Origin of the sequence: Vibrio sp. Vb1337, from assembly GCF_033338715.1 — a bacterium.
Taxonomy (GTDB): Bacteria; Pseudomonadota; Gammaproteobacteria; order Enterobacterales; family Vibrionaceae; genus Vibrio; species Vibrio alginolyticus.
On record NZ_JAWOTD010000003.1, the window covers coordinates 34,653 to 48,559 of the forward strand.

Sequence of the window (13,907 nt, forward strand, 5' to 3'; positions counted from 1 at the left end):
ATGATCAATGCAATTATTCGTTGGTCACTGAGCAACCGATTCCTAGTGTTGGTCGCGACCTTAGCCCTTATATTAGGCGGACTTTACAGTGTAAAGAATACGCCTGTTGATGCGATTCCGGATCTTTCTGATGTGCAAGTGATCATCAAGACAAGCTATCCGGGTCAAGCTCCTCAAGTCGTCGAGGATCAAGTTACTTACCCACTCACCACCGCCATGCTTGCCGTGCCGGGTGCTGAGACGGTTCGTGGCTACTCCTTCTTTGGTGACTCTTACGTTTATATCATTTTCAACGATGATACCGACATGTACTGGGCACGTTCACGCGTGTTGGAGTACTTAAGCCAAGTAGCACCAAAGCTGCCACCGAACGCAAAACCAACCCTAGGTCCTGATGCAACGGGTGTGGGCTGGGTTTACAGCTACGTATTACAAGACAAAACCGGCAAGCATGATTTGGCCGATCTTCGCAGCCTGCAAGACTGGTTCTTGAAGTACGAATTGCAAACCGTTGATGGCGTTTCTGAAGTCGCGACCGTGGGCGGTATGGTGAAGCAGTATCAAGTGCAGATTGACCCTGCCAAGCTGCGTGCTTACAACCTCACTCTGCAACAAGTGAACATGGCAATCCAAAACGGCAACCAAGAAACTGGCGCGTCCGTTATCGAAGTGGCCGAAGCCGAGCACATGGTTCGTACCACGGGCTACCTAACCAGCATTGAAGACATTAAATCACTGCCTCTCAAAGTCACTGAGAAAGGCACGCCGTTGCTATTAGGAGACATCGCAGACATTAACCTTGGTCCACAAATGCGCCGTGGTATCTCAGAGCTGAATGGCGAAGGTGAAGCGGTCGGTGGCGTTATCGTGATGCGCTTTGGTGAAAACGCCAGTGAAGTGATTGCGAAAGTCAAAGACAAACTCGCAGACCTACAACGCAGCCTGCCAGAAGGCGTGGAAATTGTTGCAACCTACGACCGCTCTACCCTTATCGATTCAGCGGTAGAAAACCTCTGGAAGAAGCTTGCAGAAGAGTTCATCGTCGTTGCGATTGTGTGTGCGTTGTTCCTGTTCCACATTCGTTCTTCATTGGTTATCGCTCTGAGCCTACCGGTCGGTATTCTTAGTGCGTTTATCGTAATGCATTGGCAAGGCATCAACGCCAACATCATGTCTTTGGGTGGTATTGCGATTGCTATCGGTGCCATGGTGGATGGTGCAATCGTGATGATTGAAAACGTTCACAAGCACATTGAACGAACACCACTGACCGACAAAAACCGCTGGCAAGTAATAGGTAAAGCCGCAGAAGAGGTCGGCGCTCCGCTGTTCTTCTCGTTGCTGATCATTACACTTAGCTTCGTACCGGTGTTCGCCTTAGAAGGCCAAGAAGGCAAGATGTTCTCGCCGCTTGCTTTCACTAAGACTTACGCCATGGCAGCGGCAGCAGGTTTGGCAATCACGCTCGTGCCTGTACTTATGGGCTACTTCATTCGCGGTAAGGTGTTACCGGAACACAAAAACCCGGTTAACCGCGGCTTGGTCGCGTTGTACCGCCCGCTGTTGAACACCAGCTTAAAATACCCTAAGACCATGATTGTTATCGCATTAGGTCTAATGGCATCGGCTTACTACCCAACCAGTAAACTGGGTAGCGAGTTCATCCCTCCGCTGGATGAAGGCGACTTGATGTACATGCCAACGACCTATCCGGGTATCTCAATTGGTAAGGCGCGCGAGCTTCTACAACAGACCAACAAGCTGATCAAAACCGTTCCAGAAGTGAAAACCGTATGGGGCAAGATTGGCCGAGCTGAGACCGCAACCGATCCAGCACCACTCACCATGATCGAAACCGTGATTCAGTTGAAGCCACGCGACCAATGGCGTGAAGGCGTAACAACCGAGTCACTACGCAAAGAGTTCGACAAACTGGTTCAGTTCCCTGGTCTTACTAATGCTTGGGTAATGCCGATCAAAACGCGTATCGACATGCTGGCAACGGGCATCAAAACCCCTATCGGCATTAAAATCGCGGGTCCCGACCTGAAAGTGATTGAGAAGATCGGTTCCCAGCTGGAGCCAATTCTTAATGGCGTACAAGGTACAGCATCGGTTTACGCAGAACGTGTCGCAGGTGGTCGTTATGTCACGATCGACATTAAACGTCGTGCAGCGGCGCGTTACGGCTTGAGCATCAAAGACGTTCAGCAGGTGATCTCGACCGCGGTGGGCGGCATGAATGTAGGTGAAACCATCGAAGGCTTGGAGCGTTACCCAATCAACGTTCGTTACCCACAAGACTACCGTGATTCAGTGGTTAAACTGCAAAACCTACCGTTAGTGACACCAAATGGCGCTCGTATTGCGCTGGCTGATGTAGCGGATATTCGTTACGAAGACGGTCCTCCAATGATCAAGACGGAAAACGCACGTCCAAACGGCTGGGTGTTTGTCGACATCGATGGCCGTGACCTTGGCTCTTACGTCGTGGAAGCACAGCAAGTCGTGGCCGATCAGTTGGAGCTTCCTGCGGGTTACTCGCTGGCTTGGTCTGGTCAATACGAATACATGGAGCGTGCGAAAGACCGCTTGAGTGTCGTGGTACCAATCACCATCGCCATCATTATGCTGCTGCTTTACTTCAGCTTCCGTCGTGTCGGCGAAGTAATGATCATCATGCTTACCCTACCGCTCGCTATGGTCGGTGGTTTATGGCTCATGCATATCCTCAACTACAACTTCTCGATTGCCGTTGGGGTCGGCTTTATTGCCCTAGCAGGCGTCGCGGTTGAAATTGGGGTCATCATGCTCGTCTACCTCAACCAAGCATGGCACTACAAAAAACTCGATGCGGAAGAGAGCCAACAGAAGCTTGAGGCGAAAGACCTAACCGATGCCATTCGTGAAGGTGCAGGCCTGCGTGTTCGTCCAGTAATGATGACGGTACTTACGGTCATTATTGGTCTGATTCCGATCATGTACGGCGAAGGTACAGGATCAGAAGTAATGCAACGTATCGCTGCGCCAATGATTGGTGGTATGGCATCAGCACTGCTACTGACGCTGTTGGTGCTTCCTGCCATCTTCAAGCTGTGGAAACAACGCGAGTTGCGCCCAAACAACTCAACTCCGAGCCAAACAAGCACGCAAACTGGCAACAAGGCTTAATCCCTACCTTCCCCTCAATCAATTCGTTTGGGGGGAAGCAACCAAGTTATTAATGAATTAAAACAAGGATATAAAAATGAAAAAGACACTAATCACTCTTGCTCTAGCCCTAACAACAACGACTGCGTTTGCCCAAATGGATCATTCAAACATGGACCACGCGAACATGGATCATGGCAATATGAAGCATGAAAATATGGACCACGGCAGCATGAAGATGGACCACAGTAAAATGGACCATTCAAACATGATGGATATGCCGGGCATGTCGGCAGTAGGTATGCCAGCAAAAGGCGCAAAACCAGACAAGGTGGTACACGTTATCTTGGGTGATGACATGACCATCAAGTTCAAGAAAGACGTAAAGATTGAACCAAACGATGTGGTGCAATTTGTCGTGATGAACACCGGTAAGATCAACCACGAGTTCACAATCGGTTCGGCTAAAGAGCAGCTAGAACATCGCGAAATGATGAAGACGATGAGCGGCGATCACATGCATGACTCAGGCAACGCAGTTACGGTAGAACCAGGTAAAGCGAAGCAATTACTGTGGCACTTCCACGCTGACAACAAGGTTGAGTTCGCGTGCAACATTCCGGGCCATGCAGAATCGGGCATGGTTAAAAAGATTGAACTGTAAGTAATTATCCAAATAGACAAAGGAGCTGATGATTCAGCTCCTTTTATTTCTGGATCAAACTATTCGTTAGCTCATGATAAGAAATTCTGAGCCAGTGTCTCTCGCTAAGATATTTTTGTGACCGAATCACCGACGTAATATATAAGCCAAACTACAGGCCTTGATAGCAACACTCTTCTCCCCATATTGAGACCGTTTAAGCGTATTGCAAAGAATCCTACATAAAATAGACATAGATTTAACAGTGTTTAGAGTATTGGCTCGTTATAGTTTACGTGACATCGCTACCGTGCGAACTAAAACTAAAATTGAAGAACACGATCCATGAAAAAGTTATTTTTGTTGGCTGGGCTAATGGTTTGCTCAACCCTAAGTTACGCGTCCCAATTGAATGAGGACATTTCTCTCCTCGAGCAACAAACCTCAAGCAGAATTGGGGTGTCAGTTTGGGATACCCAAGCAGACGAGCGTTGGGATTACCGTGGCGATGAACGCTTCCCACTCATGAGCACATTCAAAACCCTAGCTTGTGCCAAAATGCTAAGTGATATGGACAGCGGTAAGCTAAGTAAAAATGCGACCGCAAAAGTCGATGAGCGCAGTATCGTTGTATGGTCTCCAGTGATGGATAAGCTCGCAGGCCAAAACACACGCATAGAGCACGCGTGTGAAGCCGCTATGTTAATGAGTGATAATACCGCAGCCAACTTAGTATTAAATGAAATTGGCGGCCCTAAGGCCGTAACAATGTTTCTGCGAACAATTGGAGATAAAGCAACGCGCCTAGACAGAATAGAACCTCGCTTGAACGAAGCCACACCAGGCGACAGCCGCGACACAACCACACCTAACGCCATACTAAACACTCTTCGAACTTTGGTCGAAGGCGAAACGTTGTCTTATGAGTCTCGTGTACAATTAAAAATCTGGATGCAGGACAACAAAGTTTCAGACTCGTTAATGCGTTCTGTATTACCAACAGGTTGGTCTATTGCAGACCGTTCTGGTGCGGGAGGTCATGGTTCGCGTGGCATTAACGCGATTATATGGAAGGAAAATCATCGACCTGTTTACATTAGTATTTATGTCACAGAAACCGAGCTCTCACTTCAAGCTAGGGACCAACTCGTTGCGCAGATAAGTCAGTTGATTTTACAAAAGTACAAAGACAATTAAGTCACCACTCACCTGACCCTATTTGTATCCTTTTCTAGCCCTTCTCTTCCAGAAGGGCTCATTCTGTACTTCCATCTTAAAAACACCACTTATTGAGTAATGACTTACTTATAAATAGGTATAAGATTTACTTATTTAGGGTGAGTTAACGCCCACATTAAGCAACCAAACGCACACAAACGGCGATAATTGAACCATACTCTTACCAAGAAGCACATTTTCTACAAAATAGCTTCACGTAATTTATTGTTGGTATTTGCAACATTGCCAAGGAGATGTCTATTGAGACTTGAAAGAACTTTTAACCCTGATGACTTATCGATGCAAAACATGGAAAGTCCGATATGTATGCCGATAGGGTTTGTTCACTTTTTAGCTCAATCGGAAACACTACAGCAAGTACTTGATACGGTGGCAGAATGGATAAATCGTATATTTAATTCTGACCGTGCGAGTATCACACTTTATGAAAACAATGATCATCTAAAGGTCTACTCTTTCTCTGGTAGTAAAGCGATTCCCGCTGAATTTTTAGTGCCCATTCATCAAGCGTTTGTTGGCCGAGTGTTCAAAAAACAACAACTGATGATCTGCGATGATGTTACACAATCTGATGAGATTGATTGTGTGATGCTCGCATCCAATGGTATGGGTACGTGTATGGACGCGCCTTTAATGCACGGTAAAGTCTGCCTAGGAACGCTTAATGTTGCGCATCATCAAACGCACATTTACACAAACGAACAAGCGGCACAGCTTCAGTGCATCGCTAATTGGATTGCTTTAAACATTGCTCTTCATATACAGATTATGAAAATGGAGCACCTCGCCACGACGGATGATCTAACAGGTATTCCAAACCGCAGAGAGTTCATGCGACAAATCGAAAGCCGCCTAAATGAATACCGAACCCAGGGCATTGACTTCCATGTTGCGATTTTAGATCTCGACAATTTTAAAAGCCTCAATGACCGATTTGGTCATGACGCAGGCGATAAATCACTGATCCATGCAGTCAATATTATTAAAAGTCATCTACTTGATTGTGACTTACTTGCCAGAGTTGGCGGTGAAGAGTTTGCCATCGTATTAAGAAGTCGCTCATCACAGCAAGCTCTAGACACATTAGAAACAATTCGTAATGCACTAGAAACGACGACCGTTCAACATTCAGGTTGTGATATGAGCTTCACCGCGAGTATTGGGGTAACTCAAGTCTGTCGTCTCGACGACTCATTTGAACCACTTGTTAAACGCGCAGACTTAGCACTTTACAAGGCAAAGGAAACCGGAAGAAATCGCGTTGAGTTTCATATTGGTGAAGAAAGGTAGAAAAAATAAAAAAAGGTAGCGACTCATTGCGCTACCTTTTATCGATTCTAACCCGCTTAAAATAACTAGTACGAACTTTAAGCCAGTTAAAAATAAGAATGAGCAAATTTAATTATGCTTTCTTAAGATCTTTAGCTGGGTAAGTTAGTGTTTTTTCGCCTGCTTTTACATGTGTGTAAAAACCGCCACTGCTTAAACCTGTAACAACCATTTCGCCAAGATCGATACCTTTAGTCGCTACTACTACGTCACCGATTGAAAACATATTGAATACCTTGTTTGTTTAGATTAAGACACTAAGTCGTTGCGCGGTATTTAATACGATATTAGGCAAAGCACCTAATCGAGTTTTTTATCGTAAAGATTAATTTATATTTGTCGTGAACTCTAAGTTTCCACATTGAAAATCACAGGATATTTTCCAAAAAAAGATGCGCGATTCTTGTGAAATACGGTAATATTTTCTAGCATCAAGTGCGGAGGTATTCTCCGCCCTCATTGGAGAAAAATGATGAAGAAAGGCCTAAAAATGCGTGCATTAGAGCGTTCTGATTTGCGCTTTATTCATGAACTGAATAACAACCGAAATATCATGGCCTACTGGTTCGAAGAACCTTACGAGTCTTATGACGAGCTCGAAGAACTTTATCGAAAACATATACATGATGACGCTGAAAGGCGTTTTGTCGTCGAAGATGAAGACGGCATCGTAATTGGCTTAGTTGAGCTGATCGAGATTAACTACATTCACCGCAGCGCGGAATTTCAGATAATCATCGCCCCAGAGCATCAAGGCCGAGGTTATGCGACAGAGATGATTAATCGTGCGTTAGATTACTCATTCTCAATTCTTAATCTACGTAAAATCTACTTATTAGTCGCAGTGGATAACGAAGTCGCTATTCACTTATACAAAAAATGCGGCTTTATTGAAGAAGGTCACCTTGTAGAAGAATACTTTATTAACGGCGCTTACAGCGATGTTAAGCGCATGTATATATTAAAACACCAGTACCAGAAAAAGATCGAAGAAAACAACTCAATTCACTAGTTCATTCTATCAAAGTAAAAACGCAGCTATTTGGGCTGCGTTTTTATTTATTCAAATTGATATTGATATGATAATACGATGCGCTTGTCTGCTTCATCCAAATAGGTGTTGTTGTCCATGACAAACGTCATTACGTTAAAAGAGTGGCGTTTGCTCACGAGGTAACCAAGGCCGATACCACCAAAGAAGCCTTTGTAGTTCTCTCCTTCACTGTTTTCTGAGCCGTAAGTGCCTGCTGCGAAGCTGATTAACGTCAGCTCTTTGGTAAACGATTTCAGCGCAAATGCACCAACGTAACCGCTACTGCCTGAAGAGCTCATCATATTGAAGCCATTCTCTGCACTTGGCGTACCCGTAAAGTTAGGCTCGCTACAGAGACTACTTTCTGCACCGTCACAAACAGGAACATCACCAGTGTTGTACGTATAGCCTGCCATTGGGAAAATTTGGAAGCCTGCTGGCTCAATCCCGAAATAACTTAGCGGCATAAAGGTACCAACGCTGTAGTTGGTTTGATCCGCGCCGTTTACGTATTCATTTTTACCGAAGTTGAAGTTCACGATACCGACCGGAAACAGCCACGAGCCACCAATACGCCACTCGCTCGCATCATCATTGATACGCAGGTTAATTTTGCGCGCTTGGTCAAGCGCAAGTGAGCCCGAAAATGAGATGTTTTGATCATCAAAATCGTAGTTGTTTGCGTAAGACGCGCCAAATTTCGTGATGACTTTTGTTGGGTCATCCGCCAACTTGTTTTTATTGTCTTTTACTCGATGCTCGGCACCATGAGCCAGCGTACTGACCAACAAAGTCGTACACACTAACGCTAGTTTGTTTTTCATTTTTTAGTCCTTTGAGATGTTGAATACCCGCACTTAGCTGCGCAGATATTTTTTGAATCATCACTCACTGGATGTGACAAAAGCGCCCTAACTACCTTAGATGGCGTGACAGCATCCAGTGCAGGTAGTTAGGTTAGAATGGCCTGTAAGGAAGGCGTTTTAGCGATTAGGAATGATTAGTTTTTCCAGTTGTAGCTCATGCTCATGAAGTACAGTGCAGGCTCATCAAAGCCCGCTTGGAAGCGTGGCGTTTCTGACGATTCCATCAAGATCGCTTCAAACGCGAAACCAATTGAGTTTTCTGAATCCAATTTGTAATCAATGCCTGTACCAATGCGGTACGCCTTGCCAGTAGGAACGGTAATGTCACCGTTTGATTGGCTTTCATACATGCTGGTATCGAATGCAAAACCTGCATTCCACATCATTTTTTCATTCAGTTTGTACTGAGTACCCAATGCGATTTGGTAAGTGTCTTGTGTCTCTACGTTCAGCGTGGTTGTGTATTCGCTCCAGTCTTGCCAGTTCACGTTCCACATCACCGCTAGGTCATCATTCACTTCGTGGTAAGCACTGAAGATCAGTTGTTGCGGAGCAATGGAGTTACTATTGTCGAATTCAAATTCGGTTTCAGAAGAGTAAGACAGACCAAGACGCGTGCCTGGTGTTGCTTCATAAAGCACACCTACTCGGCCGTTGAGCTGAGTATCTTGGTCTTCGTCATTGAAGTTCAAGGCTCCCTTCGTTTCCACTTCATACATACCGTACTGAATGCCAAGCGCCGCACCCACAGACCAGTGATCATTGATGCGGTAAGAAGCGGAAGGTTGAATGGTCAAGGCTTGCGTCGTTGCTGTAGGAATATCTAAATGATCACCCAAAAGACCTTCGTACTCGAGGCCAAGACCGTAGTTGCCATACAGACCAATACCCAGCGTCCATTTGTCGTTCACTTGTTGGCTGTAAAATGCCGACGCCATAGGAACAAAACCAATCACGTTGCCCGCATCGCCAGTCATCGTGTCTAGTTGCGCGTCACCGTAAAGGCCAATCAGGTTACCAGAGAAAGATTTACCAGAAACATTCGCCAGACCAGCCGGGTTTGCTGCCATTACTGAGGCATCTTGCGCACGAGCCGCCATACCAGCGGATGCCAAACCAATATCCGATGCTGTTGTTTCGTAAAGGTATAACCCACCCGCTTGCGCAGCAGCACAAGTCAGTAGAGAACTCGCTACGACGATTTTTGAAAGATTTTTCATGTTAAAACCTATTATTGTTAGGGGAACCCACGCTGCGACGGTGGTTGTATATCAATGAAAGGCATTGGCCAATCGCACACAGCGTGGGGGTGTTGTGGAGTCAGTTGAAATCAGCGTTATTGCTCGCTCACCTCAAGTTCAGTGGGTTTCTTTCGCTTAAACTTCTCGCGCAGGGATTGCATCATCACGAAGAACACTGGCGTCAGTAACGTGCCTACAAACGTAGAGAGAATCATGCCGCCGAATACTGCAAAGCCCAGTGAGTGACGAGATGCCGCACCGGCACCCGATGCAATCACCAACGGGAATGCCCCCCAGATGAAAGCGAATGCGGTCATCTGTACTGCACGGAAACGGATTCGAGCAGCTTCTTTGGCAGCATCAATGATGGATAAGCTCTTTTCTTCTCGCAGAACTTTGGCAAATTCCACGATAAGAATCGCCACTTTGGCGGACATACCGATCAAGATGACCACACCAATCTGAACGTACAAATCGAACGGTTGTCCTACCAGCAGTAGCGTTCCCATTGCGCCGAGAATCGCGACTGGAACCGCCATCATTACCGCAGCAGGAATGGTCCAACTTTCGTACTGAGCTACCAAGAACAAGTAGGTGAACAGCAAAGACAATGCGAACGCGATTGGTGCCATGTTGCCTGCTTTCATCTCTTGGTAAGTCATGCCTGACCACTCGTACGAGTAACCACTTGGCAAAGATTCTGCAGCCAGTTTTTCAATGGCTTTTACAACATCACCCGAGCTGTAGCCTGGCGCTGGCGCACCGTTCACGGTTGCAGAACTGAACATGTTGTAGTTCGACAAAGTATCAGGGCCGAAGATCGGCTTCACTTTCACTAGCGTTGCCAGTGACACCATTTTTCCAGAGCTTGAGCGAACAAACAGATGGTTGATGTCGTCGATGTTGTCACGGTATTGCTCTTCTGCTTGCACTTTCACTTGGTACGAACGACCAAACAAGTTGAAGTCAGAAATGTAGGCGCCGCCCAACTGTGCTTGCAGTGTGCTGAAGATTTCATTCAACGGTACGCCCATCGAAATCGCTTTATCGCGATCAATATCGATGTAACGTTGCGGAATATTCGCACGGAAAATCGAGAACGCACGTGCCACTTCAGGCAATTGGTTGATTTGGGCAACAAAATCAGCGGTTGTTTTTGCCAACTCTTGTGGAGAACGGCCCAAGTTGTCTTGCAGAACAAGGTTGAAACCATCCACCGCACCCATACCTTTGATTGCCGGCGTCGCGAAAACGAACGAAGCGGCATCTGGCGTTGAGTTCAGCATTTGGTTAACTTTATTCATCAATGCGCGTTGGTGTAGTTCAGGGTCTTTACGTTTGCTCCAGTTATCCAGTTTGATGATCAACATGCCCGAGTTTGGAATCGACGCCATGTTAATTACCGAGAAGCCCGCAACCGAAACCACGTTCTCCACACCTTCCATCTGTTTTAGCTCATCAACGTACTTCTTCATTAATGGTGCAGTACGCTGCAATGCTGCTGCGTCTGGCAAACGCATTTCGACCATGAACACGCCTTTATCTTCGTTTGGTACGAAAGAGGAAGGTACGGTCATGAACGCAAATGCCAGCACCGCAATAAGCGCCCCATACACACCGATACTCAGCATAATACGACGGCTCAAAAAGCCAACTAAACCTTGGTATTTGCGCGTTATTGCTTCAAAACCTCGATTAAACGCACGCAAAGGCGCAATAGGTTGCGAGTGAGTAGATTTCAACATCAACGCACAAAGCGCTGGCGTTAACGTTAACGCGTTGATCGCAGAGATCAACACCGACACACAGATGGTGACCGCGAACTGGTTGAACATTCGACCGGAAATACCCGGCAATAGCGCAACCGGTACGAATACCGCCAACAAAATAAGCGTTGTTGCCAATACTGGCCCCGTCACTTCTTTCATAGCTTGGATCGTGGCCGGAATCGGGTCTAAATGCTCTTCATGGATAACCCGCTCCACGTTCTCTACCACGATGATCGCATCGTCCACCACGATACCGATGGCGAGGATCAAGCCAAACAACGAGATCGTGTTAATGGTCATGCCCATCACGCCCATGATTGCGAACGTCGCAATAATGGAAACCGGAATCGCTAAGGTTGGAATGATGGTCGCTCGCCAGTTCTGCAAGAAAACGTACACAACGAAGGTGACAAGAAGTACCGCAATCACCAGCGTCTCGTAAACTTCATCAATCGACGTCTCTACGTATTCAGTAGAGTCATAAGCGATGTCATAGACCAAATCATCAGGAAACGATTTTTCGTACTCTTTCATTGCCTCTTTCACGCGTTCCATCACGTCTAGCGCGTTCGCGGTCGGTAACTGGTACAAGGCCAGAACGGCGGCTGGTTCGTTATTCATACGACCATCAGCTTCGTAACCTTGTGCGCCAACTTCCACACGAGCCACATCTTTCAAGCGAATCAAAGAACCTTTCTTGCTCGCACGAATGATGATGTTCTCGAACTCTTCCGCAGAAGTGAGTCGACCTTTGGTTTGCAAAACATATTGATATTGCTGATCACCTGGAGCTGGCATACCACCGATCTTACCCGCCGCCACTTGGATGTTTTGCGTTTTAATTGCGCCAATAACATCGCTAGCAGAAAGCTTCAAGGTAGCCAGTTTATTTGGGTTCAACCAAATTCGCATTGAGTAGTCTTTCTTACCCAGAAGCGTAATGTCACTCATACCTTCGATACGCTTTAGACGCTCGACAATATTGAGATCCGCGTAGTTAGAAAGGTAGATACTGTCGTGAGACTGTTTCGGAGAACGCAGTGTGATAACGCCCAGCATGTCGGAAGATTTCTTCTTAACCGTCACACCGATTTGGTTTACTTCTTGTGGTAGAGACGACGTCGCCTGTGCCACCAAGTTGTTCACACGAACCTGCGCCATATCGCCATCTGCGCCCACTCGGAAGTAAATACGCAATGTGTATGAGCCATCGTTACCAATCACAGAAGACATGTAAATCATGTCTTCAACGCCGTTGACTTTGGCTTCTATCGGTTGTGCTACGGTCTTTTTAACCACGTCCGCGTTTGCACCCGGATACATGGTGCTCACCGTAATTACCGCTGGAGAGATTTGAGGATACTCAGAAATTGGCAAGACTTTCAGGGCGAGCATACCCATCAATGTCATCGCCAGTGAGATCACCAAAGCAAACTTCGGCCGGTGAATGAAAAATTTACTTAACATCAGTACTCACTCAGCCTTGTTCACTCTGTAGCTCAACGTCTTTCACCGTTGCACCCGGACGCACTTTTTGTAGACCATTGACGATGACTTTTTCGTTAGCCGCCAAACCAGTCAGCACAGCACGTTTCACACCGTAGGTCTGACCGAGTTCAACGTTACGACGAGACACCACGTGATCATCACCAACCACCATGACGTAGTCACCCGCTTGGTCTTGTTGAACAGCCGCCGATAGGATAAGCAAACCATCAATGGTTTTGTTGCGCAGCTTGATGGTCAAGTTGCCATATTCACCCGGCATAAGCGCGTAAGTTGGATTATCGAATTGTGCTTCTGCTCGAATTGAGCCTGTTTCTAAATCGATCTTATTACCAACGGCGTAGATCTTGCCATCAAGCGGATACAATGAACCGTCTGAAAGCGTCAGTGTTAAATCAACATCCAGTTTGTCATCGTTACGATGAGCCACATCAATCGCACTTCTTACGCGGCGGTAGAGCTTCTCATCCACATCAAAGCCAAAGCGAATTGGGTCTACTTGAGTGATCGAAACAAGAGGAACGAGTTGAATTTTCGAAATACGGTCACCCACTCGGAAGTTGCTGAAACCCACGCGACCAGAGAAAGGAGCACGCACAGAGCTAAATTCAAGATCGAGCCTTGCTGAAACCAGCGTCGCCTTCGCCTCTTCTACCGAAGCAATCGCTGCGGCGTGCGCAGCAATGGCGTCATCGTATTGCTGCTCACTGATGCTTTTATCTTTGATGAGTTTCTTCACACGTTCTGCATCACGCGTAGTTTGAACGAGTTGCGCTTTTGCTTTTTGCAACGACGCTTTTGCATACGCCAGTGCCGCTTTGTAAGGACGGTCGTCGATTTCAAACAACAATTGGCCTTTTTCGACCATATCGCCATCTTTAAAATAAATCGCGGTTAATTCTCCACCGACTCGCGGCATAATATCAACGTCATTTACCGCTTCAGTTCGACCGATAAAAGTATGATAAGGAGTGATTTTTGTTTCGGTTAGGGTAACGGTTTCAACAGAGGGTGCTTGGGCAGTTTTCGTTGCGATATCGCCAGTTTTGCATCCTGTTAGTAATGCAGAAGATATAGCAATAGATACCAACGCAAATTTATATTTGGCTTTCATGATAAACCTACTTTATT

General features: G+C 46.4%; 10 protein-coding genes. 5 read left to right on the forward strand and 5 right to left on the reverse strand.

Going from position 1 to position 13,907, the window contains the following annotated elements; translation table 11 throughout:
• From R7E42_RS03915 to R7E42_RS03930, 4 genes are all read left to right on the forward strand, one after another.
• Complete coding sequence (locus R7E42_RS03915; RefSeq protein ID WP_318072368.1) at positions 1-3,171, forward strand: efflux RND transporter permease subunit; 3,171 nt, start codon at positions 1-3, stop codon at positions 3,169-3,171.
• Between the two features lie 76 nt (positions 3,172-3,247).
• On the forward strand, positions 3,248-3,814 hold the full coding sequence (gene copI, locus R7E42_RS03920; RefSeq protein WP_318072369.1) for a copper-resistant cuproprotein CopI: 567 nt from the start codon (positions 3,248-3,250) through the stop codon (positions 3,812-3,814).
• A gap of 324 nt (positions 3,815-4,138) precedes the next feature.
• Positions 4,139-4,990, forward strand: coding sequence for a carbenicillin-hydrolyzing class A beta-lactamase CARB-42 (locus R7E42_RS03925; RefSeq protein WP_005375420.1), 852 nt, complete (start codon positions 4,139-4,141; stop codon positions 4,988-4,990).
• Positions 4,991-5,272: 282 nt separating this feature from the next.
• On the forward strand, positions 5,273-6,322 hold the full coding sequence (locus R7E42_RS03930) for a sensor domain-containing diguanylate cyclase (RefSeq protein WP_025768490.1): 1,050 nt from the start codon (positions 5,273-5,275) through the stop codon (positions 6,320-6,322).
• A gap of 112 nt (positions 6,323-6,434) precedes the next feature.
• On the opposite strand, the gene R7E42_RS03935 is transcribed toward R7E42_RS03930, so the two are convergent.
• A complete protein-coding gene (locus tag R7E42_RS03935) occupies positions 6,435-6,587 on the reverse strand; it encodes a hypothetical protein (RefSeq protein ID WP_005375418.1) in 153 nt (50 codons plus the stop codon).
• A gap of 246 nt (positions 6,588-6,833) precedes the next feature.
• Between R7E42_RS03935 and speG the strand changes: the two genes are divergently transcribed.
• Positions 6,834-7,373 carry a spermidine N1-acetyltransferase gene (gene speG / locus R7E42_RS03940; protein WP_005375417.1) on the forward strand — a complete coding sequence of 180 codons (540 nt, stop codon included), beginning with the start codon at positions 6,834-6,836 and terminating at the stop codon, positions 7,371-7,373.
• A gap of 47 nt (positions 7,374-7,420) precedes the next feature.
• On the opposite strand, the gene R7E42_RS03945 is transcribed toward speG, so the two are convergent.
• From R7E42_RS03945 to vmeP, 4 genes are all read right to left on the reverse strand, one after another.
• A complete protein-coding gene (locus R7E42_RS03945) occupies positions 7,421-8,218 on the reverse strand; it encodes a hypothetical protein (RefSeq protein WP_005385112.1) in 798 nt (265 codons plus the stop codon).
• Positions 8,219-8,394: 176 nt separating this feature from the next.
• Positions 8,395-9,480 (reverse strand): OmpP1/FadL family transporter, encoded by a 1,086-nt coding sequence (locus tag R7E42_RS03950; RefSeq protein WP_065275413.1) that lies wholly within the window; start codon positions 9,478-9,480, stop codon positions 8,395-8,397.
• Positions 9,481-9,596: 116 nt separating this feature from the next.
• Positions 9,597-12,737 (reverse strand): efflux RND transporter permease subunit VmeQ, encoded by a 3,141-nt coding sequence (gene vmeQ, locus R7E42_RS03955; RefSeq protein WP_318072370.1) that lies wholly within the window; start codon positions 12,735-12,737, stop codon positions 9,597-9,599.
• Between the two features lie 10 nt (positions 12,738-12,747).
• Positions 12,748-13,890, reverse strand: a complete 1,143-nt coding sequence (gene vmeP, locus R7E42_RS03960; RefSeq protein WP_318072371.1) for an efflux RND transporter periplasmic adaptor subunit VmeP — start codon at positions 13,888-13,890, stop codon at positions 12,748-12,750.
• Positions 13,891-13,907: the final 17 nt, after the last annotated feature.